General features: G+C 74.5%; 22 protein-coding genes and 1 pseudogene. 11 read left to right on the forward strand and 12 right to left on the reverse strand.

The window, feature by feature from the left end:
• Window positions 1-55 precede the first annotated feature (55 nt).
• Window positions 56-871 carry an SAM-dependent methyltransferase gene (locus tag MMF93_RS02845; RefSeq protein ID WP_114025367.1) on the forward strand — a complete coding sequence of 272 codons (816 nt, stop codon included), beginning with the start codon at window positions 56-58 and terminating at the stop codon, window positions 869-871.
• 37 nt (window positions 872-908) lie between these two features.
• On the opposite strand, the gene MMF93_RS02850 is transcribed toward MMF93_RS02845, so the two are convergent.
• Genes MMF93_RS02850 through MMF93_RS02860 form a run of 3 tightly spaced genes read right to left on the reverse strand, consistent with a single transcriptional unit; the run spans window position 909 to window position 4,131 of the window.
• Window positions 909-1,754: a sugar phosphate isomerase/epimerase family protein gene (locus tag MMF93_RS02850; protein ID WP_242749263.1), complete on the reverse strand. Its 846-nt coding sequence runs from the start codon at window positions 1,752-1,754 to the stop codon at window positions 909-911.
• Window positions 1,751-2,983 (reverse strand): dihydrodipicolinate synthase family protein, encoded by a 1,233-nt coding sequence (locus MMF93_RS02855; protein ID WP_242749265.1) that lies wholly within the window; start codon window positions 2,981-2,983, stop codon window positions 1,751-1,753. The genes MMF93_RS02850 and MMF93_RS02855 overlap by 4 nt, the downstream gene beginning before the upstream one ends.
• Window positions 2,980-4,131: a Gfo/Idh/MocA family protein gene (locus MMF93_RS02860; protein WP_242749266.1), complete on the reverse strand. Its 1,152-nt coding sequence runs from the start codon at window positions 4,129-4,131 to the stop codon at window positions 2,980-2,982. The genes MMF93_RS02855 and MMF93_RS02860 overlap by 4 nt, the downstream gene beginning before the upstream one ends.
• 359 nt (window positions 4,132-4,490) lie before the next feature.
• On the opposite strand from MMF93_RS02860, the gene MMF93_RS02865 reads away from it, so the two are divergent.
• A complete protein-coding gene (locus MMF93_RS02865; protein ID WP_242749267.1) occupies window positions 4,491-5,588 on the forward strand; it encodes a LacI family DNA-binding transcriptional regulator in 1,098 nt (365 codons plus the stop codon).
• Between the two features lie 161 nt (window positions 5,589-5,749).
• Here the strand turns inward: MMF93_RS02865 and tatA are convergent, their stop codons facing one another.
• From tatA to MMF93_RS02880, 3 genes are read right to left on the reverse strand one after another with little or no spacing between them, the layout of a single operon-like run.
• The gene (tatA, locus tag MMF93_RS02870; RefSeq protein ID WP_242749268.1) at window positions 5,750-6,043 is read right to left on the reverse strand and encodes a Sec-independent protein translocase subunit TatA; all 294 of its coding nucleotides are present in this window, start codon (window positions 6,041-6,043) and stop codon (window positions 5,750-5,752) included.
• Between the two features lie 29 nt (window positions 6,044-6,072).
• Window positions 6,073-8,790: an HAD-IC family P-type ATPase gene (locus MMF93_RS02875; protein ID WP_242749269.1), complete on the reverse strand. Its 2,718-nt coding sequence runs from the start codon at window positions 8,788-8,790 to the stop codon at window positions 6,073-6,075.
• Entirely contained in the window at window positions 8,783-9,142 is a 360-nt protein-coding gene (locus MMF93_RS02880; protein WP_114025374.1) for an ArsR/SmtB family transcription factor, read from the reverse strand. Before MMF93_RS02880 ends, MMF93_RS02875 begins: the two co-directional genes overlap by 8 nt.
• 246 nt (window positions 9,143-9,388) lie before the next feature.
• Between MMF93_RS02880 and MMF93_RS02885 the strand changes: the two genes are divergently transcribed.
• The gene (locus MMF93_RS02885; RefSeq protein WP_242749270.1) at window positions 9,389-9,655 is read left to right on the forward strand and encodes a GlsB/YeaQ/YmgE family stress response membrane protein; all 267 of its coding nucleotides are present in this window, start codon (window positions 9,389-9,391) and stop codon (window positions 9,653-9,655) included.
• A gap of 80 nt (window positions 9,656-9,735) precedes the next feature.
• Here MMF93_RS02885 and MMF93_RS02890 read toward each other — a convergent pair whose 3' ends face one another.
• Window positions 9,736-10,821 (reverse strand): hypothetical protein, encoded by a 1,086-nt coding sequence (locus MMF93_RS02890; RefSeq protein WP_242749271.1) that lies wholly within the window; start codon window positions 10,819-10,821, stop codon window positions 9,736-9,738.
• A 174-nt stretch (window positions 10,822-10,995) separates the two neighbouring features.
• Between MMF93_RS02890 and MMF93_RS02895 the strand changes: the two genes are divergently transcribed.
• The 3 genes from MMF93_RS02895 to MMF93_RS02905 all read left to right on the forward strand — a co-directional run bounded on the left by MMF93_RS02895 (window position 10,996) and on the right by MMF93_RS02905 (window position 14,324).
• Window positions 10,996-11,457 carry a BlaI/MecI/CopY family transcriptional regulator gene (locus MMF93_RS02895; RefSeq protein WP_242749273.1) on the forward strand — a complete coding sequence of 154 codons (462 nt, stop codon included), beginning with the start codon at window positions 10,996-10,998 and terminating at the stop codon, window positions 11,455-11,457.
• Between the two features lie 3 nt (window positions 11,458-11,460).
• A complete protein-coding gene (locus MMF93_RS02900) occupies window positions 11,461-12,411 on the forward strand; it encodes a M56 family metallopeptidase (RefSeq protein ID WP_242749275.1) in 951 nt (316 codons plus the stop codon).
• A gap of 554 nt (window positions 12,412-12,965) precedes the next feature.
• The gene (locus MMF93_RS02905) at window positions 12,966-14,324 is read left to right on the forward strand and encodes a hypothetical protein (RefSeq protein ID WP_242749277.1); all 1,359 of its coding nucleotides are present in this window, start codon (window positions 12,966-12,968) and stop codon (window positions 14,322-14,324) included.
• On the opposite strand, the gene MMF93_RS02910 is transcribed toward MMF93_RS02905, so the two are convergent.
• The 3 genes from MMF93_RS02910 to MMF93_RS02920 all read right to left on the reverse strand — a co-directional run bounded on the left by MMF93_RS02910 (window position 14,251) and on the right by MMF93_RS02920 (window position 18,502).
• Entirely contained in the window at window positions 14,251-15,192 is a 942-nt protein-coding gene (locus MMF93_RS02910) for a hypothetical protein (RefSeq protein WP_242749279.1), read from the reverse strand. The genes MMF93_RS02905 and MMF93_RS02910 overlap by 74 nt on opposite strands.
• Before the next feature lie 60 nt (window positions 15,193-15,252).
• Window positions 15,253-16,380, reverse strand: a complete 1,128-nt coding sequence (locus MMF93_RS02915; protein WP_242749281.1) for a hypothetical protein — start codon at window positions 16,378-16,380, stop codon at window positions 15,253-15,255.
• 91 nt (window positions 16,381-16,471) lie between these two features.
• The gene (locus MMF93_RS02920; RefSeq protein ID WP_242749283.1) at window positions 16,472-18,502 is read right to left on the reverse strand and encodes an AfsR/SARP family transcriptional regulator; all 2,031 of its coding nucleotides are present in this window, start codon (window positions 18,500-18,502) and stop codon (window positions 16,472-16,474) included.
• 228 nt (window positions 18,503-18,730) lie between these two features.
• Between MMF93_RS02920 and MMF93_RS02925 the strand changes: the two genes are divergently transcribed.
• Window positions 18,731-19,633 (forward strand): alpha/beta fold hydrolase, encoded by a 903-nt coding sequence (locus MMF93_RS02925; protein WP_242749285.1) that lies wholly within the window; start codon window positions 18,731-18,733, stop codon window positions 19,631-19,633.
• 14 nt (window positions 19,634-19,647) lie between these two features.
• Here the strand turns inward: MMF93_RS02925 and MMF93_RS02930 are convergent, their stop codons facing one another.
• The gene (locus MMF93_RS02930; protein ID WP_242749287.1) at window positions 19,648-20,649 is read right to left on the reverse strand and encodes an adenosine deaminase; all 1,002 of its coding nucleotides are present in this window, start codon (window positions 20,647-20,649) and stop codon (window positions 19,648-19,650) included.
• 384 nt (window positions 20,650-21,033) lie between these two features.
• On the opposite strand from MMF93_RS02930, the gene dhaK reads away from it, so the two are divergent.
• From dhaK to MMF93_RS02950, 4 genes are all read left to right on the forward strand, one after another.
• Window positions 21,034-22,026: a dihydroxyacetone kinase subunit DhaK gene (dhaK, locus tag MMF93_RS02935; RefSeq protein ID WP_242749289.1), complete on the forward strand. Its 993-nt coding sequence runs from the start codon at window positions 21,034-21,036 to the stop codon at window positions 22,024-22,026.
• A 216-nt stretch (window positions 22,027-22,242) separates the two neighbouring features.
• Window positions 22,243-22,923, forward strand: a complete 681-nt coding sequence (gene dhaL, locus MMF93_RS02940) for a dihydroxyacetone kinase subunit DhaL (RefSeq protein ID WP_423835339.1) — start codon at window positions 22,243-22,245, stop codon at window positions 22,921-22,923.
• Window positions 22,924-22,925: 2 nt separating this feature from the next.
• Complete coding sequence (locus MMF93_RS02945) at window positions 22,926-23,342, forward strand: PTS-dependent dihydroxyacetone kinase phosphotransferase subunit DhaM (RefSeq protein WP_242749291.1); 417 nt, start codon at window positions 22,926-22,928, stop codon at window positions 23,340-23,342.
• A gap of 163 nt (window positions 23,343-23,505) precedes the next feature.
• Window positions 23,506-23,853 carry a hypothetical protein gene (locus MMF93_RS02950; RefSeq protein WP_242749293.1) on the forward strand — a complete coding sequence of 116 codons (348 nt, stop codon included), beginning with the start codon at window positions 23,506-23,508 and terminating at the stop codon, window positions 23,851-23,853.
• 23 nt (window positions 23,854-23,876) lie between these two features.
• Here the strand turns inward: MMF93_RS02950 and MMF93_RS33635 are convergent.
• Window positions 23,877-24,164, reverse strand: a pseudogene (locus tag MMF93_RS33635) (helix-turn-helix domain-containing protein); the annotation flags it as partial.
• Window positions 24,165-24,375 lie beyond the last annotated feature (211 nt).

Here is a 24,375-nt window from a genome sequence, read left to right on the forward strand (position 1 = left end):
CGGCAACGAGTTCGACGCTCCGGCGGACCACCGGAGCCCAGTTGGGGAGCGGCGCATGCATATCGGGGACGGCGGTCAGGAGCGGCTGAACACGGGGACGGCACACTCGGCCCGGGTCTACGACTACATCCTGGGCGGCAAGAACCACTACGAGGCCGACACGGTGGCCGGGGACGCCATGGTGGAGGTGTGGCCCGCACTGCCGGTGCACATGCGGGCCAACCGCGCCTTCATGCTGCGCGCGAGCCGCTATCTGGCGCGGGAGCGGGGCGTGCGCCAGTTCCTGGACATCGGCACGGGGCTGCCGACCTCCCCCAATCTGCACGAGGTCGTCCAGGGCGCGGCGCCCGAGTCCAAGGTCGTCTACGTCGACAACGACCCGATCGTGCTGAACTACGCGCAGGCGCTGCTCACCAGCACGCCCGAGGGCCGTACCACCTACATCGAGGCGGACATGCGGGACCCGGACGCCATCCTCGGCTCCGCCGAGTTCCGCGACACCCTGGCCCTCGACGAACCGGTGGCGCTGCTGGTCGTCGGCATGCTGCACTTCATCCACCCGGGCGACGACGACCACGGGCTGCTGAGCCGGCTGCTGGACCCGCTGCCCGCGGGCAGCTATCTCGCGGCGACCGTCGGGACCGCCGACTTCGCCCCGGAAGAGGTCGGACGGGTCGCCGAGCGGTACGCGGCGGAGGGCATGCCGATGGCGCTGCGCACGCGCGAGGAGGCCGCCGCGTTCTTCGACGGGCTGGAACTGGTCGAGCCCGGTCTCGTGCAGGTCCACAAGTGGCGCCCGGACCCGGGCGACGAGCAGGTCCGCGACGAGGACATCGCGATGTACGGCGCGCTGGCCCGCAAGCCCTTCTGATCCCCGGCCGCCCGTGCCGCGCAGGCGTCCTGGTCAGTCAGCCGAGCGCGTGGCGCACGTACCGCCGGGCGGTCTGTGCCAGCACCTCGGTGCCGTCACGTGCCCACAGGCCTGGGTTGAAGATCTCCACCTCGACGGGGCCCCGGTATCCGGCCGCGTCGACCAGCGAGCGGAAGTGGCGCAGATCCACGCAGCCGTCGCCGAGCTGGCCCCGCCCCAACAGCACGCCCTCGGGCAGCGGGGTGACCCAGTCGGCGAGCTGGAAGGCGGCGATACGGCCCGTGCTGCCCGCGCGGGCGATGTGCCCGGGCGCCTGGTCGTCCCACCACAGGTGGTAGGTGTCCACGACGACGCCCACCTGGTCAGGCGGGAAGCGTTCGGCCAGGTCGAGCGCCTGGCCGAGGGTGGAGACCACGCACCGGTCGGAGGCGAACATCGGGTGCAGGGGTTCGAGTGCCATGCGCACGCCCACGGCGGCCGCGTGGTCGCCGAGTTCGGCGAGCGCGTCCGCGACCCGCTCGCGTGCCCCGCGCAGGTCGCGGCTGCCCCGGGGGAGCCCGCCCGAGACGAGCACGAGGGTTCCGGTGCCGAGCGCGGCGGCCTCCTCCAGTGCCGCGCGGTTGTCGTCCAGGGCGCGGCGCCGCTCGCCGGGATCGGTGGCGGTCAGGAAGCCTCCCCGGCACAGTGAGGTGACGGTGAGGCCCGCGTCCCTCATCAGCCGGGCCGCCGCCTCGACGCCGTACCGGCGCACCGGCTCGCGCCACAGCCCGGCCTGGGTGACGCCCAGTTCGCCGCAGGCCTCGGCGAGCGCGGGCAGGGAGAGTTGTCTGACGGTCTCCTGGTTGATGGAGAAGCGGGCGAGCTCGGGCGGGGTGGCTGTCACCGGGGCACTCCGTGGACGGCGAGAAGCTGCTGCATGCGGGTACGGGCCAGGTCGGGGTCGGGGAAGAGGCCGAGTTGGTCGGCGAGTTCGTAGGCGCGTGCCAGATGGGGCAGGGAGCGTGCCGTCTGCAGGCCGCCGACCATCGCGAAGTGGCCTTGGTGGCCCGCGAGCCAGGCGAGGAGGACGACGCCGGTCTTGTAGAAGCGGGTGGGCTCCTGGAACAGGTGCCTCGCAAGGGGGACGGTGGGGTCGAGTACCGCGCGGAAACCGGTGGTGTCCCCGGCGTCGCCGGCGTCACCGGCGTTCCCGGCGTCCAAGGTGCGGACGGCCGCGGCGGCCAGCGGGGCGAGGGGGTCGAAGACGCCGAGCAGCGCGTGGCTGAAACCGCGCCCGTCGCCCGCGATCAGCTCGGGGTAGTGGAAGTCGTCTCCGGTGTAGCAGCGCACCGTGCCGGGCAGGCGGCGGCGCAGCGCGGTCTCACGGCCGGCGTCCAGCAGGGAGACCTTCACCCCGTCCACCTTGTCGGGGTGTTCGGCGATGATCGTCAGGAACGTCTCGGTGGCGGCGTCCAGGTCCTGGCTGCCCCAGTAGCCCTCCAGCGCTGGATCGAACATGTGGCCGAGCCAGTGCAGGATGACGGGCTCGGCGGCCTGGCGCAGCAGGTCGCCGTAGAGGGCGAGGTAGTCCTCGGGGCCGCGGGCGACGGCGGCCAGCGCGCGCGAAGCCATCACGATGGCCTGGGCGCCCGCGTCCTCCACGACGCCGAGTTGCTCCTCGTACGCCGCACGCACCCGCTCCGTTCCGGCCGCGGGGCCGCTCAGCTGGTCGGTGCCCACCCCGCAGGCGATACGGCCGCCCACCGCGCGCGCCTCGGCGGCGGAGCGGCGGATCAGCTCGGCGGCGCGGGGCCAGTCGAGCCCCATGCCGCGCTGCGCGGTGTCCATCGCCTCGGCCACGCCGAGACCGTGCGCCCACAGGTGGCGGCGGAACGCCAGGGTGGCATCCCAGTCGACGGCCGCGGCGGCACCGGGGTGGTGGTCCGCGAACGGGTCGGCGACGACGTGGGCGGCGGCGAAGACCGTGCGGGAGACCGGCGGCGCGGCCCCGGGCCCGGCGCTGACGGCCGGGGCAGGTTCGGCCCGTGGCACGTAGCCGCGCAGCGCACCGGTGGCGTCGGGCAGCCGGATTTGGGCGGACGCTCCTGCGGCCGGGCGCGGCGCGGCGCTCACAGCGACAGCTCCGGCACGGCCAGGCGGCGGCCCTCGGCCGAAGAGCGCAGGCCGAGCTGGGCGAGTTGGACGCCGCGCGCCCCGGCCAGCAGGTCCCACTCATAGGGGGTGCCGAGTGCGACGTGGCGGAGGAAGAGTTCCCACTGGGCCTTGAAGCCGTTGTCGAAGTCGCCGTTGTCCGGCACCTCCTGCCACTGCTCGCGGAACCTCTCGGCCGCGGGCAGGTCGGGGTTCCACACCGGTTTGGGTGTGCCGGCCCTGTGCTGGGCGCGGCAGCGGCGCAGCCCGGCGACGGCCGACCCCTCTGTGCCGTCGACCTGGAACTCGACCAGTTCGTCGCGGTGGACCCGCACCGCCCAGGAGGAGTTGATCTGCGCGAGGGCGCCACCCTCCAGCTCGAAGATGCCGTAGGCGGCGTCGTCCGCGGTCGCCTCGTAGGGCTCGCCGCGCTCGTTTCTGCGGCGCGGGATGTGGGTGGTGGCGTGGGCGGTTACGGAGGTCACGCGGCCGAAGAGGTTGTGCAGCACGTACTCCCAGTGCGGGAACATGTCGACGACGATGCCGCCGCCGTCCTCGGCACGGTAGTTCCAGGAAGGGCGCTGCGCCTCCTGCCAGTCCCCCTCGAACACCCAGTAGCCGAACTCGCCGCGCACCGAGAGGATCCGGCCGAAGAAGCCGCCGTCGACGAGCCGCTTGAGCTTCAGCAGGCCCGGCAGGAAGAGCTTGTCCTGTACGACGCCGTGTTTGATCCCCGCGCTCGTGGCGAGCCGCGCCAGCTCCAGTGCGCCGTCGAGCCCGGTGGCGGTCGGCTTCTCGGTGTAGAGGTGTTTGCCCGCGGCGATGGCCTTCCTCAGCGCGGCCTCGCGTGCGGAGGTCACCTGCGCGTCGAAGTAGATCTCGATGGTCGGGTCGGCCAGGACGGCGTCCAGGTCGGTGCTCCACTCGTGAAGCCCGTAGCGGGTGGCGAGGGATTCCAGCGCGTGCGCGCGCCGGCCCACCAGTACGGGCTCCGGCATCAGTACGGTTCCGTCGCCGAGGTCGAGACCGCCCTGCTCGCGCAGGGCCAGGAGCGAGCGCACGAGGTGCTGGCGGTGTCCCATGCGGCCGGTCACGCCGTTCATGGCGATCCGTACGGTCCTGACTGTCACGTGTGCGTCTTCCTCTCGACTGCCTCTCGATCCGCTCGCGCGCAGACGGTCCCGTCCGGTCCGCCGTACAGTCGGTGAGCGTCGGTAAGCGCTTTCCCCGCGGCACGCTAGCTGTCCTCGAAAGAGCCCACAAGAGGGCCGTACGGAGAAGCGACGGTCCGCACGAACCTTTCGTGAGAGCGTGGGCGAAGAGGGAAGAGCTGTTCGAGGGAAAGCGCTTGCGCCCTCAAAGGTGGTCTCCTCGTGGAGGGGGTCGAGGACACGCCCGGAGGTGAGAACATGGCGCTCGCCCCTCGGCCGCAGCCCCCCAGCGCACGCGGGAGCCGTAGGCACGCAGGAGCGGGAAGACGGAGGAAGACATGACAGTGACCCTGGCCGACGTGGCCGCCCGGGCCGGGGTCTCCTCGGCGACGGTCTCCCGCGTGCTGAACGGCAACTACCCGGTGGCCGACGGAACCCGCACCCGCGTCCTGCGCGCCGTCGACGAACTCCAGTACGTCGTCAACGGACCCGCGAGCGCACTGGCCGCCGCCACGTCCGATCTGGTCGGCATCCTGGTCAACGACGTCGCCGACCCCTTCTTCGGCATCGTCGCGAGCGCCGTGCAGAGCGAGATGGGCGGCGAAGGGGCCACCGGCACGGGCCAGAAGCTCGCCGTCGTCTGCAACACCGGCGGCTCCCCCGAGCGCGAGCTGACCTATCTGACGCTGCTGCGCCGCCAGCGGGCCGCCGCCGTCGTCCTGACCGGAAGCGCCGTGGAGGAGACCGCACACAGCACCGCGCTCGCCGACCGGCTGCGCCACCTCGCCGCCTCAGGCACACGGATCGTCCTGTGCGGCAGACCCCCGCTCGCACCCCGCGACGGCACGGGGGAAGAACCGGCCCTCGCCCAGGACGGCATCGTCACGCTCGCCTTCGACAACCGGGGCGGAAGTCACCGTCTCACCGCGCACCTCCTCACCCTCGGGCACCGCCGCATCGGCTACGTGACGGGCCCCGCAGAACGCTCCACCACCCGGCACAGGCTGGAGGGGCACAGGAGGGCCCTCGGCGAACAGGCACCCGAGGCGCTCGCCGAAGCGGAGCGCCTCACCGTGCACGGCGGCGCCTACGACCGCTCGGCCGGCTACGACGGCGCACTCGAACTGCTGCGCCGCGCACCGGACCTGACAGCGGTGCTGGCCGCCAACGACACCGTGGCACTCGGCGTCTGCGCCGCTCTGCGCGACCGCGGGCTGCGCATACCCGAGGATGTCTCGGTGGGCGGCTTCGACGACCTTCCCTTCGCCGCGGACGCCTCCCCCGCGCTGACGACCGTGCGGCTGCCTCTCCACGAGGCGGGCGCCAGGGCCGGACGTCTCGCGCTGGGCCTGGAGACCCCGCCACCCGGCGACGTCGCCACGGTCCGCGCCGATCTGATGGTGCGCGCCTCGACGGCCCCACCCGCCCCACGCTGACACTCCGGGCCGCGCCCAGAGGGGGGCGCGGGGAACTGCGCGACAAGCCACGGCCCACCCGCGGGCCGCACGCTACGAACAGTGGTGTCCCCGTACCCGGAGCAGGCTCCGCAGGAAACGCCCAGGTCCGGCCGAGCCCCGCAGGAAGCCCTGGTCGTGGCCTACCCCCGCGCGGCCGGAGGCGCACCCGCGTCCGCGGCCCGACCCGCATCCGGGGGTGTGCCCGCGCTCGGGGGCTTCTCCTCCGGGGACGAAAACTCGTCCGCGGACGAGCGGACAGGCCCGGGCCGCCCGGCATCCTCCTGCTTCATGGCCCGCGTCTCGCTCTTGAGGATCCGCAGGGACTTGCCCAGTGAGCGGGCGGTGTCCGGCAGCCTCTTGGAGCCGAAGACGAGGAGCGCCACCAGCGCCACCACCAGCAGATGCCAGGGCTCCAGACCGTTGCGCAAGAACACTGCCGCCTCTCCCTTCCTCGACAGTTGCGTTATTGCGCAACCATACAACCGGCGCTCGCGCCGGCACCGGTGGGCTCCTCGCGTGCGTACCGCCTCATGGCGGCCGCGAGCGCGACGCCGTACAGCAACAGCACCAGCGCGAGCAGCGCGTAGGACAGCGGCGTCAGCGCGGCGACCATGCCCAGGAACGGGCCGAGAGCGGTCAGGGGCAGCAGAATCCCGGTGGCCGCCAGCAGGAGAGCGGCGAGCGCGACGGGCCCTGGCAGGCCGGGGCGTCGGAGACGGGGCACGGTGCGCAGCAGCACCATCACCATCGCCTGGGTGAGCAGGTTCTCCGTGAACCAGCCCGCGTGGAAGAGGGCCTGCCCACTCGCGTCGGCCGCGCCGCGCACGGTGAGGGCGAGCACCGCGAAGGTGGCGAGGTCGGCCGCGGCGTTCAGCACCCCGAAGGCGGTGATGAACCGCAGGATCTGCCCGGGCCGCAGCGCGGCGGGCCGCCCGGGCGAGGCGGAGCCGCGCCGGTCGAAGGCGAAGGTCAGTTGCGCCGCGTCGAAGAACAGGTTCTGCACCAGGACCTGCGCGGGGAGCATCGGCACGAACGGGAGCAGCAGCGCGGCGGCGAGCATCGCCAGGGCGTTGCCGAGCTGGGAGGAGAGGGTCACGCGCAGATAGGCGGTGAGGGAGACACCCGCGCGGCGGCCCGCGTCCAGCGCATGGCCCAACCCGGCGAACGGGCGCTCGCCGAGGACCACGTCGGCGCTCTCGCGTGCGGGCGCGACCGCGTCGCGCGGGCACAGTGCCACGTCGGCGGCGCGGAGCGCCGCCAGGTCGTTGACACCGTCGCCGAGGAACCCCGTGGTACGCCCGTCGGCCTGCAGAGCGGCGACGACGCGCGCCTTGTGGCGCGGGGTGCACCGCGCGAACAGGCGGACGCGCCCGGCCTCGCGGGCCAGTTCGTCGTCGCCGAGCGCGTCGATACGGCGAGCGGTCAGCACGTCGTCGCCCGGGTCGAGGCCCAGCTCCCGGCAGGTGCGGACGGCGGTACCCGGATCGTCACCTGTGAGGACCTTCACCTCCACGCCGCGCCCGCTCAGCGCGCGCAGCACCTCCGGCGCGTCCTCGGTGAGGGAGTCCCGCAGCGTGACCAGCCCGACGAAGGCCAGACCGCGCTCGTCCGCCACGCCCACGCCGCGCCCGTCGGCCCGGGAGCCGCGTTCGGCGGTGGCCACAGCGAGCAGCCGCAGGCCGTCGGAGGCGTACCGCGCGGCCACCGCGCGCAGCGCCTCACGCTCGGCTTCCGGCAGCGCGCACCGTTCCAGCACGGTGTCGACCGCGCCCTTGACCACGAGCGTGTGCACGCCCAGGCGCCCCGGCTCCCTGACGACGGCCGTGGACAGCCGCCTGGCCGGGTCGAAGGGGAGCGCGGCCACGCCCTCCCACGCCTCGGCACCGGGTTCGGAACCGCTCCCGTCCACGGGCCCCGCCGCTCGCGCCGCGGCGTGGAGGACCGCCTCGTCCAGCGCGTCGGGCACCGGGTTCTCGGCCAGCTGCACGGTCCACAGCGCGTTGAGCGCCGCCCAGCGCAGGACCGCGGGGTCAGGACGCAGGTCCGCGCCCAGCGCCTGGTCGACGACCGGACGGTCCTGGGTGAGAGTGCCCGTCTTGTCGAGGCACAGGACGTCCATGGCGCCGAGGTCCGGCAACGCGGACAACCGCCGCACGATCACCCGGTGTTCCCGCGCGAGGGAGACGGCACCGCGGGCGAGGACGGCGGTCGTGACGACGGGCAGCATCTCCGGCGTCAGGCTGACGGCGACCGCCACGGCGAAGGGCAGGATCTGCACCCCGTGCCCGCTGACGGCCGCGTCGGCCGCGAGGGCGAGCGGCGGCGTCAGCAGCATGAAGCGGACCAGGGCCCGGGCGACGCCGCGCACCGAACGGTCGAAGGCGCCGTGCGCGGCGCGTGCGTGCCCGTGCCCGGCCGCCAGCCGGGTGGCCGCGCCGGTGGCGATCACCACAGCGGTACCGCCACCCGCGACCACGCTGCTGCCCTGGAAGCACAGGTGGGGCTGTTCGAACAGTGCGGTGTCACCGGCGGGCGGCACGGCCGCCGCGTCGGCGCGGTGCTTGGGCAACGGACCCGACTCGCCGGTCAGCGGCGCCTGATGCACGACCAGACCCGTGGAACGCAGCAGCAGCACGTCGGCCGGAACGAGATCGCCGGGGCCGAGCCTGATCACGTCCCCCGGCACCAGATCACCGACCGGAACCTCCCGGGGCAGCGGTCGCGCCGCGTCCGCGTCGGGGCGCCGCACCACCGTGACGGTGCCGGCGAGCAGGGCCCGCAGACCCGCGACCGACCGGTCCGCCCGCAGCTCACCGCTGGCCCGCAGCACACAGCTGACGGTGACCAGCGCCGCGATCACCCCCGCCGCCCCCAGCGACCCCACGGCCGTGGAGACGACCGCCAGACACAGCAGGACGGCCGTGAACGGGTCCCGCACACCGCGGCCGAGGCGCCGCCACAGCGACGGGGTGCGCCACGAGGGCGGGGCGTTCTCGCCGTACCGCGCCAGCCGATCCGCCGCCTCGGCCTCGGTGAGCCCACGCGGGCCCGCCTCCAGCCGCCGCAGCGCGGTGAGCGGGGCGTGGGCCGCCAGCCCTGCCGCGTGCTCCAGCGGCGCCGCCTCGCTACGGGCGCGTGCCGGCCCCTCCCCGCGGCGGGAGAGGCCCGCCGTCTCAGGCACCGAACTCACTCAGCCGCGGAACCCGCCGCGGCCGCGAGGGCTCCACGTCCAGTTGCCGCACCATCTCGTGCACCACGGCGACCACGACCGGGTCGTCGACCAGATACACCTGCCGCCGGCCCTCACGCCGGGCCCGCACCAGCCCGGCCAGCTTCAGCTTGGCCAGGTGCTGGCTCACGGCCGGCAGCGTGCCACCGACCCGCTCGGCGAGGTGGGTCACATCGCACTCCCCCTGGGACAGCGCCCACACGATGTGCACCCGCGAGGGCGAGGCGAGCAGGCCGAAGGCCGCGGCGGCCTCTGCCAGCACCCGAGGGGACGGGTCCGTGTGACCGCCTGCCTGCGATGCCACCGCTGCACTCCCGTCCGCACGTCCGCACGTCTTCAGGCGACCGGCCCGCGGCCGCCCCCGCCGCGGACCGCGCGCCCGCGACGGGCCTCAGTCTAGAGGCGCGCGGTGCCGGTGGTGCCGGTCAGGCCGCCACACCTCCTCCCTCACGGCACCCCGTCAGTTGCGCAACCATGGAACTGTTCCGCGCCTCTCGGCGTCTTTCCGTGCGCCGGTACGTCCGTTGCCGGTGAACTGGAGAGGTATGTGATGGGCATCATCAGTTGGATCATCCTCGGCCTGCTGGCGGGAGCCATAGCCAAGGTGCTGCTGCCGGGCCGCGATCCGGGCGGCCTGATCGGCACCGTGCTCATCGGGGTAGCGGGCGCGTTCGTCGGCGGCTGGATCTCGAGCACGTTCCTGGACCGCCCCATCCGGCAGGAGTTCTTCGACCTGCCCACCTGGGGCGCCGCCATCGGCGGCTCGCTCGTCCTGCTCATCCTCTACCGCCTCCTGCTGGGCAACTCCCGCAACTGAGCGCCCGAGCGGGCCCGCGCGGGCCGCGGCCCGCGCGGGGAGCACGGGGTCGCGGGCGCACTGGCGTTCGCCCCGCCCCCTCACCCGCCGTGCGGGTCCCTTCCTCCGGCTGGGCCTCCCGAGCCGGAGTCGCGGCCGTCGGGGCCGGAGCCGGCGGAGTCGGGCGCATCGCGGTCGTAGCCGGCGGAGTCGGGCGCATCGCCGTCGGGGTCACGGTCGCCGGTGCCCGGGCCGCCGCGTGCGGGGCTGCCGAAATCCGGGCCCGCGTAGTCGGGGCCGGCGAAGTCGGGGCTGCCGAAGTCGAAACTTCCGTAGTCGAAAGACCCGTACTCGAAAGACCCGTAGTCGGGGCTGTGATGACCGGAACGCTTCGCGGACGCCTCCCGTTCGGCCGTTGCCTCCCGCCTTCCGGATGCCTCGCCCTCGGCGGACACCCCCCGCTCCGCGGACGTCTCACACTCCGCGGACGCCTCCCGCTTCGCGGACGCCTCCCGCTTCGCGTCGGGCAACCGCTCGCGCAGGTACGGCAGTACCGCGCGCTCCAGCAGAGCAGCGCGCCACGCCGTTCTGGCGTTCTCCTCCGCTCTGGCCCTCTCCCCCGCACGCCGGCCCTCCGCGAGGCCCGGCGCACCGCCGGGCCCGGACGCGGGGCCCGCTCTGGAGTGGCGGCGCGCTGTGACGACGAGCCTGCCCAGCCCCAGGGCGCCCGTCACCGCGGCGACCCCGGCCCCCGACCACCCCGTCACCACGAGCGAGGCACCGACGTCCCGCTGAGCGCGTACCAGCATCAGCACGTATCCGAGCACCAGGAAGATCACGGCCGCGGCGGCGGCGACCAGCGGCACCAGCACGGCGAGCGCCGCGGACAACCCGCCGCCACGGATCCGGTGCACCCTCCTCGGCGGTGGTGCCGCCCGGCCGCGGGCGATGCGGTCGTCGCGTATCCGGCACAGCGCGCGGTACTCCGCCGCCGCCGCGCCCGCCAGCTCTTCGGCGGACGCGTGCGCCCAGTCCCTCAGACGCTCCGCGGTGCCGGCCGGCGCTCCCCGCAGCTCTCGCCGGAAGGCCTCCGAGCGCAGGGCTTCGTCCACCACCTGCGCGAACTCCCTGCCGGTTTCCGTCTGGAAGCGGGGGACGGCCCCACTCCCGGGCGGCGAAGCTCCCATTACTCTTCCTCCCAGACACCCGGCGGGCTGCCAACAACCCGGCGGGACGCGAAAATCTACAAGGCTGTAGAAGATACTCAAGCGAGCGGCGCGGCGACCACACGTCCCGAGCGCACGGGGCCGGTCGCACGGTGGCCGGCCGACGCGCGGCGCCGGCCGGCGGAGGGAGGAGTTGTGGGCGAGACAGCGCACGAGCGGGGACGCCGACGCGGACAGGGCGAGCTGGAGGCCACGGTGCTGAGCGCCCTGCACGCCGCGCCGGGGCCCGTCACCGCCGCATGGGTGAGGGAACAGCTCGGCGGCGGCCTCGCCTACACGACCGTCGTCACCATCCTCACGCGCCTGCTCGCCAAACGGGCCGTCACCCGCGAGAAGGCCGGCCGCTCCTTCGTCTGGACGCCCGCGGCGGACGCGGCGGGGCTGGCCGCTCACCGGATGCGGCAGGTGCTCGACAGCGAGAGCGACCGGGGTACCGTGCTGACCCGCTTCGTCACAGGGCTGACCGACGACGACGAGCAACTGCTGCGCTCGCTGCTGACGCAGACCGGCGAGGGCGGTCACGACCGCGCCCCACACCCGGCCACCGGTGCCGGCACCGAGGCGCCGGGCAGCGACGCGGAGGGGAAGAGCGACTGAGCCGTGGGGTTCTTCGTCCTCCTCCCTCTCGTCCTGCCCCTGACGTCCTGGCCGGTGGCCCGGCTCGCCGAGCGGCGTCTGCACCCCAGGGCCACGACGCGCCTGCTGGTCGCGGCCGGCGTCGTCCTGGCCGCGTGCAGCACCCTGTGCCTGGCGCTGCTGGTCGTCGTCGGCACGGCTCAGTTGCCCGGCAACCCGCTCCCCGACGCGTGGTCCCATCCGGAAGTACGTGCGGCCGTCCCCTACGACGAGATCCTGGGGAAGGCCGCCATCCCGGCGCTCCTCGCGCTTGTCGGCGCGGGCTGCGTCACCGTGGCGCGCCACCTCCGCGTCCGGCGGCGCGTCCGACGCGCGCTCGACGGCTTGCCGCCCTCCCCCGTCGCGATACTGCCCGACAGCGCGCCCTACGCTTTCGCTCTGCCCGGAAACCGGCGTACGCGCTCACGGGTCGTGGTCACCAGGTCCCTGCTCGGCGCGCTCGAACCGGCCGAACGGCGCGCGCTCTTCGCGCACGAGCGCGCACACCTGACAGCCCGCCATCCCCTGCTGCTGCTCCTCGCCGAACTCGCGGCCGTCGCCAACCCCTTCCTGCGGCCCCTGCGCACGGCCGTCACCTTCGGGGTGGAGCGGTGGGCCGACGAGGAGGCCGCCCGGATCGTCGGTGACCGGCGGCTGACCGCCCGCGCGGTCGGCAAGGCGGCTCTCCTCGCGCGCAACGGCCCGCCGCGGACCCTTCCCGCGCTCGCGGGCGCGGGACAGGTACCCCGGCGCGTGCAGGCGCTGCTCGACCCGGCGCCGACCGCGCGGCTCTGGCTCCCGCCGACCACCGCCCCCGGGCTCGTCGCGGGGCTCGCCGCGTGGCTCGCGGCCGTCGGCGCCGCCGTCTCGGCGCTCTCCTCGGCCAACGCCGCCGTGGCGCTCGTCGTCATCCTCCACGCGGCCACCCCGCTGTGAGCCGCCAGGACGCGCGCACCGACGCGCCCGTCGAGAGTGCTTCTCGTTAGGGTGATCCGCTGGGCCGGTGCGGCCGTACGGCGCGGAGGGGAAGCGAGGGTGACGCGTGGGAGCAGCTGACACGCCGGCGATACGGGTGCCCGTGGGGCGGGACGCCGAGCGCTGGACCAGCCGGAGCACCGAGCGGCGGGTGCTGCTCGTGGTGCACAACGTCACCTCGGCGGGCCGGCTGCTGGATGTGCTGCCGCTGTTCCACGACGACTTCCGGCTGCAGCTGCTGGTCACCTCGACGGGCTCCTCCGCCTACCAGGCAGGTATGCGCGAACTGTTCGCGGAGCTGGGCCTGCCCGTGCTGCCCTGGAACCAGGCGCTGACGACCCCGGTGGATCTCGCCGTCTCCGCCAGTTTCGGTGGTCAGATCGAGTTGCTTCAGGGCAAGTTGGCCGTACTGTCACACGGTGTCGGATACACTAAAAAATTGGCCGTGCCGGGTGCCGGGTGCCGGGTGCCGGGTGCCGGGTGCCGGGAGCCGGGAGGGGGAGCCGACGTTCGGGTTGTCCCGGGAGTGGCTGCTCGCGGAGGGCGAGCCGTTCGTGGACGCTCTGGTGCTGTCCCATCCGGAACAGGTCGAGCGGCTGCGCCGGACGTGTCCGGAAGCGGCCCAGGCCGCCGTCCTCGCCGGAGACCCCTGCTTCGACCGCATGCTGGCCGGCCGCCCCTACCGGGACCGGTTCCGCCGCGCACTGGGGGTGCGCGACGGACAGCGCCTTCTCGTGCTCAACTCCACGTGGAACCCCGAGGGGTTCTTCGGCAACGGTGGCGGCCAGGACCTGCTGCCCGAACTGCTGCCCCGTCTCGCGGCGGAACTGCCCGCCGACGAGTACCGGGTCGCCGCGGTGCTGCACCCCAACATCTGGTACGGACACGGTCCCGGCCAGATCCGCGCGTGGCTGGACCGGGCGCGACGCAGCGGGCTCACCCTGATCGACCCCGTGCACGCGTGGCGGCAGGCGCTGCTGGCGGCGGACGTGGTGCTGGGGGACTTCGGCGCCGTCACCTACTACTCGGCAGCGCTCGGCGTGCCCGTGCTGCTGGCGTCCGCGAACGACGACAGGCTGGACCCCGAGGCCCCGCTCGCGGAGTTCGTGCGGGAGGCCCCCCGCCTGGATCCGCGCCGTGAGCTGCCCGAACAGTTGGAGAAACTGCTGGCGGACCACAGGCCGTTCAGCGGCCCGGCCGAACACACCAGTTCGGCGCCCGGCGCCTCGGCCGCCGCGCTGCGCCGCCGCTTCTACGGCCTGATGGAGCTGCCGGAGCCCGCCGCGCCCGCCCTGCTGGAGCCGCTGCCGCTGCCACCGTACGCGCCGCCCCGCCGCACGGCGCCCCTGCACGTGCGCACGCGGGTCGAGGGGCGCGACGTTCACCTCGAACGCTCGACGGACCAGCCGTACCACGCCCACACCTTCGGCGAGACACACCTGGCCGTCCACGAGGACACCCGGGATCCGGGTGACCTGGAGGCGGCCGACGTGATCGTGCGGGAAGGCGGAGCCGATGATCCCCGCCTGGGCGGTCCTGGCAGGTGGAGCGCGCAGGTACTGCGCCGGCATCCGCACTGCGCGCTGGCCGGCTTCGTGACCGGGCCCGACTCGTGCACCGTGCGCACCAGGGAAGGCCGTCTGCTCGACCTGTCCGCCGGGGACGGAGCGGACGCCGATCCGGCCGCGTTCGCCTCGGCGCTGTACGCGTGGCTGGCGAGCGGCGGCCGGCTGCCGTCCGACGGCACGACGCTGCGGGTGCACACCGCCGCGCTGTCGCACCCGGTGCGGGTCAGGCCGGCTACGACGCGCCCTCGCACCGCCGCCGCAGATCCGCCAGATACCGCAGGTGCGTCGTGGCCTTTTCCGGTGTGAGCAGCCGCTCGGCCTCGGCGATGGCCTCCAGTGCCCCGGCCTGGTCGCCCTCGTCGTGCAGCGTTTCCGCGAGGTCGGTGAGAGCGCGGGCGTGGTTGTAGGCCTCGCCCGCTTCCGCGAAGAAGTCCCGTGCGCTGACCAGCCGGGCGCGGGAGCGGGCGAACTCGCGCATGCCGCGCAGCGCCCTCCCCTGGTGGCGCGTGGCCAGGGCGAGCGCGCGGGGAAGGTCTGCTGCGCCCTCCTGGCCCGGCGTGATGAGCCGGTAGAGGCGCTCGGCCTCGGTGAAGCACGCGAACGCCTCTTCCCACCGCCACGCCGACAGCCGCAGCAGGCCCCGCAGCTCCACCGCCGAGGCCTCGCCCCGCAGATGGCCCACCGCGCGCTCACAGGCGAGGGCCGCCTCGATCTCGCCGTCCGCCTCGTCGTGGTGCCGCAGTTCGCCGAGGCAGTGGGCGAGTTGGAAGTGCAGCGCGCCGGCGATGCGGGAGTGCGGACTGTGCTGCTCCGCGCAGCCCGCGGCGAACCGGAGGGCGGGCAGCACGTCGTCGAAGTGCCCGGCCTTCAGCTGGAGTGGCCACAGGGCGCGGGCCAGTCGCAGCGCGGTGTCGGTCTGTTGGTACTCCTGCGCCACGAAGACCGCCCTGAGCACGTTCGCACTGTCGGCCAGCAGTGCCGTCATGCCGGCGGCCTCGTCGGCGTACGCGGTCCCCTCCGCGGGCGCCGGCTCGACACGCCAACTCTGCGGCAGCGCCGCGTGGGCGCCGTGCAGCGCCCTGTTCAGCAGGCCCTGGACCACGCGGGAGACCGCGGCCACGCACGCTGGAACGGTCTCCTGCGAGCCCGCCGCGTCGGCCAGCGCGCGCCGCACCTCGGGCCTGAACCGGTAGCGGCCCTCCGCGGTGGGCTCCGCCAGCTGTGCCTCGGCGGCCTAGTCGAGCATGCGGGCCGCCTCGCCGGGCGCGACCTGCGCGGCCCAGCCGGCCAGTTCGGCGTCGATCGCCGGCCAGTCGCCCAGGCAGACCAGTCGGCACAGCCGGGCCGTCTCCGGGCGCAGGCGGCGCGACGCGGCGTGCACCAGCCCGCGTACGGGATGTACGGAACGTTCCATGGTCTCCTCCGCGTCGTCGGGGAGGGGGGCTTCTTCGGTGAGCAGACGCGTCGCGGCGACCCTGAGTGCGTAGGCGTTGCCGGCGCAGTGGTCCAGCAGCGCCGGCATGTGCCGCTTGGCCCGCGTCACCCGCTCCTGGCCCGCCACCCGCCGCAGCAGCTTCACCGCGTCCCGGTCCGGCAACGGGGGCACGGCGACACGTTCCGCCTCCAGCGCGAAGGCCGGGCCGGAGGAGACGACCAGCAGGAAGACCTCAGGCGTGGCGGGGATCAGCGCGCGGACCTGGGCCGCCGTGCAGGCGTGGTCGATCACCACCAGCGCCCTGCGTCCCGCCGTCAGGCTTCTGTAGAGCTCCTCACGGGCCTCACCTGTGGGCGGGATCCGGTCGGGCTCCACGCCCATGCGCTCCAGCAGGCGTCCCAGCACGGCGGCCGGTGCCACGCGGTGCTCCCCTGCGCCGTCGCGGAGGTCGACGTAGAACTGCCCGTCGGGGAACCGGTCGGCCTGGCCTGCTCCCCAGTGCAGGGCCACCGCGCTGGTGCCGATCCCCGGGGGTCCGTACAGCAGCGCGACTCGCGGACGGCCCCCTGCGGCCCGCCTCGCCTCCCGCTGCACCTGCCTGATCACGCTCTCGCGGTCGGTGAAGTGGCGCGTTGCGGGCGGCAGTCCCGCGCCAGGCCGCAGCTCGGCCGCGTCCCGCGGCAGGCTCCGCAACAGCAGCGCCCACTCGTCCGCCTGCCGACGGTCCGCGCTCACCCGGATGTACACGCGACGGGCGAGATCCTCGCGCTCCTCCTCGGTGCCCGGCAGCGGCGCTCCCCACCCCAGGGTGCGGCGCACCTGGGCGCCGGTCGACAGGAGCAGCCGTTTGCCCAACTCCCCGGCGGCGCCGTTTCCCACCGTGCCGAAGAACGCGGCGAGCGCCCCCACCGTGACGACCTCGAACACGCCAGCCCTCCCCTGAGTCCGGTACCGGACCGACTGTATCGGCCAGGTCGCGCACGGAGACAGTCCGAACTCCCCTGCCGGGAAGGGGCGGTCAGCTCTCCAGGGCCGCGGTCATGACGCGCAGGTGGTCGGCGACGGGCCCGAAGGTGAGCAGGCCGCTGCCCGCGCCGGCCTGTTCCCCGGCGGCCGGCGCCAGCTGGGCCAGGGCCCGCCGCGTGACGGCGCTTTCGCCCACCGCCGCCGCGGCGTCGCCGACGAGACACCACATCGCCTCGAACAGGAGGTCACGCGGCGGTGGGGGCATGGCGCGCAGCGCCGCGCCGGCCTCTTCCCTGCGCCCCTGGGCTACGAGCAGTGTGGGGCGCACCCAGGGTTCGTACGGGCCCCAGTCGGCCGCCTCGTCCACGGTGAGCGGCTCCCCGTGCGCGATCTGCACGCTCAGCAGGGCGAGGGGCGGCAGGCCGTCGCGCAGCCCCGGCATGCCCGCGCCGTCGAGACACACGGCGGCCTGCTCGTAGGCGTGCCGGGCGGACTCGGGCGCCCCGGTCATGGCCGTCCGCAGCGCCCTGTACCAGGTGGTGAGGACGGCGACGAGCGGGAGTTCGTGCCGTGCGGCCAGTGCGTCGGCCGCGGCGGCGTGCCGGTCGGCTCCCGCCAGGTCGCGGCGGGCGCACCCGGACTGGAGGCGGATGAGGTGGCCGAGCACCTCGTACCGCGCCAGCCCGTGCCGCGCGGCGAGGTCCACCACCTCGGCGCCGATCGCGTCGCGCCGTGCCGCCAGTCCGGCACGGTGGAAGGTCTGCATGAACGTGCCGTTGAGGGCGAAGGCCAGCAGCGCCGCGTCGTCGAGGCCGCGGGCGATCTCCTCGGCCTGCCGGGCCGCCTGGAGCGGGCGCGCCGTCGTCTCCCGGGCGGCTTCCCCGCCGGGCAGTGCGCCCCGCGACTCCACGGCGACGGTGGCCAGCAGCCGACAGCGCGCCGCGGCGTGCGCGTCGGCCGCTGGGGACGCGTCCGGCGAGGGGCCCGGGACAGCGGGCGGGGGCGGAAGCAGACGCAGGGTCCGCTCCGCCGCGCCCACCAGCCACCGCGACTGTTCGGGGTCGTCCGCGCGGGTCCAGATCGCGGGCACGTCGAAGACGCCGATGACGCGTGCCGTCAGTTCGGGATCACCCATCTCCTCGGCGGCGGCCACCGCGGCGACACGGTGGTGCCTGGCCGACTCCAGCCCGCCGCCCCCGGTGACGGCCAGGTCCCGCATGAGGCCGACGGTGGACTCCAGGTGGACCCGGGAGCGCGCCGAGACGTTGCTCTCGTAGGCGGTGGTGGCCTGCGCCCACACCTGCGCCGCCGTGCCGGCCGCGCCCTGGTCCAGGTGTTCCGCCTGGCGCAGGATGTCCTCCTCCAGGCGGCGCAGCCGGGGCCCCGGGTCCACCCCGAGCTGTTCGGCGAGCATGCCGCGGGCCCTGCGCAGCACGGAGAGCGCGTCGGCCTGCCTGCCGGTGCGGTACAGGGCCCGCGCGAGCAGCTGCCAGGCGTCCTCGCGCCACGGGTGCTCCGCCACGTGGGCGTCCAGGTCCGGCACGGCCCGCGCGGCCTCCCCCAGCGCGATGCGCGCCCCAGCTCGGCGTTCGAGCGCGTGGAGGCGCAGCTCGGTGAGCCGCGCCCGCTCGCCGCGCGCCCACGGTGCGTCGCCGAAGTCGGCGTAGGCGGGGCCCCGCCACCAGGCGAGTGCTTCGGTGAGGCGGTCTGCCACCCGCGCGGGTTGCGCGTCGGCGAGGGAGGCAACGGCCTGTTCGAACCGCCAGGCGTCGACGTCGTCGGGCGCGGCGCGCAGCGCGTAACCGGAGCCCTCCGTGACCAGCAGCCGGGAGGGGCTGCGGGGCGGCCGCTCGGGTTCCAGGGCCCGCCGCAGCGCGGAGACGAAGGTGCGCACCGCGCCCACGGCGTCGTCGGGCGGGCGCTCCCACAGGTCCTCCACCAGCCGCGTCACCGTCACGACCTGCCGGCGGGCGACGATCAGGCGGGCCAGGACGGCCCGGTGCCGCGGCCCTTTGAGGGCCAGGGCCTCGCCGTCTGGGCTCCAGGCCGCGACCGCGCCCAGAACTCCGTATCGCACCCGCACTCCGGCGTCCCCATCTCCCGTACCACTCGCCGACCCCAAACGTATACGCGCTCATCGGTTGCTCATCCACGGCCCGCAGGGTGGAGACGCGAAGCGCGGGCCGGCGAGGCCGAAGCCCCGCCTTCGGTGACGCCCCCAGCGACCCCGCTGAGCGGCGACAGAACGAGACGGCCGGCACGGCCGAGACGAGTGACGGCAGTGACGGCAGTGACAGCAGTGAGGACAGCCATGACAGCACGCACACCTTCCGGGACCGACCCCCGGATCCCCGGCTTCGAGTACCGCCGCGTCCAGGTGGCGGACGGCGTCGCGCTCCAGACGGCCGTCGCAGGGTCCGGCTCGCCGGTCGTTCTCCTGCACGGGTTCCCGCAGACCCACCTGATGTGGCGGCACGTCGCCGCGGACCTGGCCGCCGACCACACCGTCATCTGCCCCGACCTGCGCGGCTACGGCGACAGCGACAAACCGCGGGAGGAGGATGGCGAGACCTACTCCAAGCGCACCATGGCGGCCGACGTCGTCGCCCTCGCGCGCGCCCTGGGGCACGACCGCTTCGCCCTGGCAGGCCACGACCGCGGGGCCCTCGTGGCCTTCCGGGCCGGGCTCGACCATCCGGCCGCCGTCACCCACCTGGCCTGCCTCGACGTCCTGCCCACCCTGGACATGTGGGAGGCCCTGCACGGCACCTCGGCGGCCGTCGGCTTCCACCTCTACCTCATGGCCCAGCCTCCCGGCCTGCCCGAGCGCATGATCGAGGCAGCCGCCGACGCCTTCTTCTCGCACTTCCTCGACATCTGGGCCAACGACCCCGACGCCCTGCCCGCCGACATCCGCGACGCCTACCTGGCCGCCTGCGCGAAGGCGGTGCCCTCCATCGTGGCGGACTACCGCGCCTCGGCGGGCATCGACGTCGAGCACGACCGGGCCGACCGCGCCGCGGGGCGGCAGCTGGCCATGCCGGTGTCCGTGCTGCAGCAGGACTGGGGCGCGGCGCTCGGTTACGAAGCCGCCGCCCTGTGGCGGGCCTGGGCACCCGGCCTGCGGCACTCCACCGTCTCCTGCGGCCACTTCATGGCCGAGGAAGCGCCGCGGGACATCAGCGAGGCCCTGCGGGAGCTGCTGGCCCGTTAGGGGCGGCTCCGTCCTTACGGCTCGCGTCGGAAGACGTGGGCGTCGACCTCCTTCAGGTAGGCCTCCCGCGTCGTCTCGTCGAGGAAGGAGGCCCGGAAGGAGTTGCGGGCCAGGGTGCGCAGCGTCTCCTCGTCCAGCCCGAGCGCCTCGCGCACGGCGGTGAAGTTGTCCTCGGCGTAGCCGCCGAAGTAGGAGGGGTCGTCGGAGTTGACGGTGACCATCAGGCCCGCGTCCAGCATCGCGGGCAGCGGGTGGTCGGCGAGGCGGTCGACGACGCGCAGCCGCAGGTTCGACAGGGGGCACACCGTCAGCGGCACCTGGTCGGCGGCCAGCCGCCGTACCAGTTCCGGATCCTCCATGCTGCGCACCCCGTGGTCCACGCGGTCCACGCCCAGCACGTCCAGGGCCTCCCACACGCCAGCGGGCGGACCCTCCTCACCGGCGTGTGCCACACGCTTGAGGCCCGCCTCCCGCGCCAGCTCGAACACCTCGCGAAACTTCGCGGGCGGGTTGCCGACCTCCGCCGAGTCCAGGCCGACCGCGGTGATGAGCTGAAGATGCGGGCGCGCTTCCTCGAAGGTGCGCAGCGCGGAGTCGGCGCTCTCGTCGCGCAGGAAGCACATGATCAGCCGCGTGGTGATGCCGTATTTGTCCGGCGCCGCGTCCAGCGCCCGCGCGAGCCCGCGGATCACGGTGCCCACAGCGACGCCGCGCGCGGTGTGCGCCTGCGGGTCGAAGAAGATCTCCGCGTGGCGCACACCCTGCTCACGGGCGCGGGCGAGGTAGGCGTCGGCCAGGTCGGCGAAGTCGTCCTCCGTGCGCAGCACCGTCATCAGCGCGTAGTAGAGGTTCAGGAAGGACTGGAGGTCCTGGAAGGAGTAGGCGGCCCGCAGGTCGTCCTGCGAGGCGAAGGGGAGAGTGAGCCCGTTGCGCTCGGCGAGGGCGAAAGCCAGCTCGGGCTCGAGGGTGCCCTCGATGTGGAGGTGCAGTTCTGCTTTGGGGATCGGTGCTGCCATGGCGTGGAAGCCTATCGGCTCGGCTCAGGTGAGGTCATGCGCGGTTCCCCGGCCACCGCGCGCCGTGGCCGCGACCCCGGCGGCCGCGCGAGGCCCCGGCCCGCCCCGGACCACCGCCCCGGGCCGGCGCTGGGCAGCGGGCCGATGACGTACACGACTCCCCGCGCAGCCGCACGGCCCCGCGCGGGGCTTGCGCGACCGGCCCGCCGGGACTCGCGCGACCGCCCCCGCGCGGCACTCGCGCGACCGCTCGCCCGGGACTTGCGCGGCCGCTCGCCCGGGGCTTGCGCGGCCGCGCAAAACGCGCACGCCTCCGCCGGGGCGTGCGCACTTCGCGGCCACGCGGCTCGTCGGTGTGGCTGCTAGTCTCGCCCGGAGGTACACATGCGAATGCTGATCAACGTTCCCGAGTCCGTGGTCCCCGACGCGCTGCGGGGGATGGCGGCGGCACACCCGGAGCTGACGGTCGACGTGGACAGGCGGATCGTGGTCCGCCGGGACGCGCCCGTGGCGGGAAAGGTGGCGCTCGTCTCGGGAGGCGGCTCGGGTCACGAGCCGCTGCACGGAGGTTTCGTCGGGCCGGGGATGCTGGACGCCGCCTGCCCGGGCGAGGTCTTCACCTCTCCCGTTCCCGACCAGATGGTCGCGGCCGCGGCGGCCGTGGACAGCGGCGAGGGCGTGCTGTTCGTCGTCAAGAACTACACCGGCGACGTCCTGAACTTCGACATGGCGGCCGAGCTCGCCGAGGACGAGGGCGTGCGCCTCGCCAAGGTGCTGGTCCAAGACGATGTCGCCGTCACCGACAGCACCCACACGGCCGGGCGCCGCGGCACCGGCGCGACCCTGTTCGTGGAGAAGATCGCCGGGGCGCTCGCGGCCGAGGGCGCGCCGCTGGAGCGGGTCGCGGACACCGCGCGTCGCGTGGCCGAGTCGTCGCGCAGTTTCGGGGTGGCGCTGAGCGCCTGCAGCACCCCGTCGAAGGGCGGCCCCATGTTCGAGCTGCCGTCGGGCGAGCTGGAGCTGGGCGTCGGCATCCACGGGGAGCCGGGCCGGGAGCGGCGCGCGATGATGACCTCGGGTGAGATCGCTCAGGCGGCCGTTGACGCCGTACTGGAGGAGCTGCCCTCCGATCAGCCGGTGCTGGCGCTGGTCAACGGCATGGGGGCGACGCCGCTGCTGGAGCTGTACGGCTTCTGCGGCGAGGTGCACCGGGTCCTGGCCGAGCGGCGGGTTCCGGTCGCCCGTACCCTCGTCGGCAACTATGTGACCTCGCTCGACATGGCAGGCGCCTCCGTGACGCTGTGCCCGGCCGACGAGGAGCTGCTGCGGCTGTGGGACGCGCCTGTGCGCACCCCGGGGCTGCGGTGGGGCGTCTGAGCGGGAGCGCGCAGCGGCGGTGAGGGGGGACACCGTCGCGAGGCGGTCCTGGCCCGTCGGGATCCGGTACCGCACCCGGTACCGGTCCGGTCGGCGGGATTCCGGCGCGGCCGGGGTGCCGCGTGCGGGACAGGGCGCGCCGCCGTTGCCGCCGGGCGCGGTACGCCCCGCACGTGGCAGCACGAGAGACACCGGGACAGCGGCGAAGGGACAGTGGTGAGCGGCAAGGTGACGAACGGCGCCGGCGAGGGCACCGGCGGAAGCGCGGAGGGCTGGGACGCCGCCTTCTTCGCGCGCTGGATGCGGGCCGCGGCGGACGCGGTCGACCGCGAGGCCGACCGGCTGACGGAGCTGGACTCGGCCATCGGCGACGCCGACCACGGCGGCAACATGCGCCGCGGGTTCGAAGCGGTCCGCAGCGAGCTGGACGAGGGCGTGCCCGCCACGCCGGGCTCGGTGCTGATGACGGCCGGCCGCAAACTCGTCTCGACGGTCGGCGGCGCTTCGGGCCCGCTGTACGGGACGCTGCTGCGCCGTACGGGCAAGACGCTCGGTGACGCCGAGGTGGTGACCGGCGAGGAGCTGGCCGGGGCGCTGAGCGCGGGCATCGACGCGGTGGCCCAGCTGGGCGGCGCCAACGCGGGCGACAAGACGATGCTGGACGCGCTCAGGCCGGCCGCCGACGCGCTGGCGGACAGTGGCGGCAAGGATCTGCGAGCGGCCCGGACGGCGGCCGAGAAGGGTGCGGAGGACACCACTGGGCTCCAGGCGCGCAAGGGCCGCGCCAGCTACCTGGGCGAACGGAGCATCGGCCACCAGGACCCGGGAGCCGCCTCCGCGGCACTGCTGATGGCGGCGCTCGCCGAAGCGGGCGGCGAAGCGGAAGGGAGCGCCTGAGCATGGCGGACGCGAACAACGGAGCCCGGGTGGGGATCGTGCTGGTCTCCCACAGCAAGCAGGTCGCCGACGCGGTGGCCTCGATGGCCGCCGCTCTCGCCGGGGTGCCCGACGCGCCCGTCACCGGCGCGGGCGGCCTGCCGGACGGCGGCCTGGGCACGAGCGAAGAGGTGATCACCGAGGCGGCCCGGCGCGTGGACGCGGGGGCGGGCGTCGCACTCCTCGCCGACCTGGGCAGCGCCGTACTGACGGTCAAGACGCTGCTGGCCGAGGGCGACGAACTGCCCGGCCCGGCACGGCTGCTGGACGCCCCTTTGGTGGAAGGCGCGATCGGCGCCGTGGTGACGGCCGCGGGCGGTGGCGACCTCGCGGCGGTGGCAGCGGCGGCCGAGGAGGCGTACACCTACCGCAAGGTGTGAGGCTTACCCGCGAGCGGTGAGGCGGGCGCGGGTGTCCGCTCGGGCACCCGCGCCGCGCCGTCCCGCGCCGATGTCCGGCCCGGGCCGCCTCTCGCCCTCTCGAGCGCGTCACCGTGCCGGGACGGTGCACACGGGGCCTGTCCGGCCGCAGGCAGCGCCCTCCATGCCGGGACCGACCCGGCCACGGGGGGCCGGCGCCGGCCGCTCCCGCGCCGTCAGCGGCCCCGGTCCCGGTCCCGTCACCGACGCCTTCGCCCCTTCCGCCGTCAGCGCCCTCGCCCTGCGCACCGCCGATGCCGCCGGCATCGCCGCCGGTGGGCGCGCCGCACCCGTCGTGGACCGTACCGCCGGGCCCGCCGCGGGACGTTCCGCCGGGCCCGCCGAGGGACGCGCCGCCGGACGTCCCCCGGGCCCCGCCGATGGATCCGCCGCGGGGCGGGCCGTCGCGGGGCGGGCCGTCGTGCCTGCCGCCGTCGTGTCCGTCGCCGCCGCGGTCGGGGACAACGCGTAGCGGCCGTAGCCGGTGCGGCGAACCAGCCCGTGCTCCTCGGCCTGGGCGAGGAGCTTGTTCGTCTGGGAGGGACTCAGACCCGCGCGGCGGGCGATGACGCCCAGCCGGTGGGCGCCCGGGTCCTCCTCCTCCAGTTCCGCGAGAGCTGCCATTAACGCGAAGGCCCGTGCGGCGCTCACGAAGTACGCCCCGGTCTCCGTCTGCTGCGTGGTCTGCACTGCACCCGTATCTCCATAGGTACACACCTTTGCAGTCGCGTCCTGTCGAGCGGCTTGCCGCATATGTGCGTGCCCCGCTCGCCCGTTCCGCATTCACTGTTCCTGACCCGCCCCCGTACGTCACGGCGGAATACGTCGTTCACTTTTCCGCCGGTGGAAAAGTGGCGTTTTTCGACGTGCCGCCCCTTGCGCGGAACGCAATCGCTGTCGGAAGGTGACGACGGTCGACTTCCAGCCGTCACCGCACCAACAGGGAAGGCGGGATGCGCGGATTGCTTTTCTTTCAACGAGCGAGCACCGCCAC

Origin of the sequence: Streptomyces tubbatahanensis, from assembly GCF_022699385.1 — a bacterium.
GTDB lineage: Bacteria > Actinomycetota > Actinomycetes > Streptomycetales > Streptomycetaceae > Streptomyces > Streptomyces diacarni.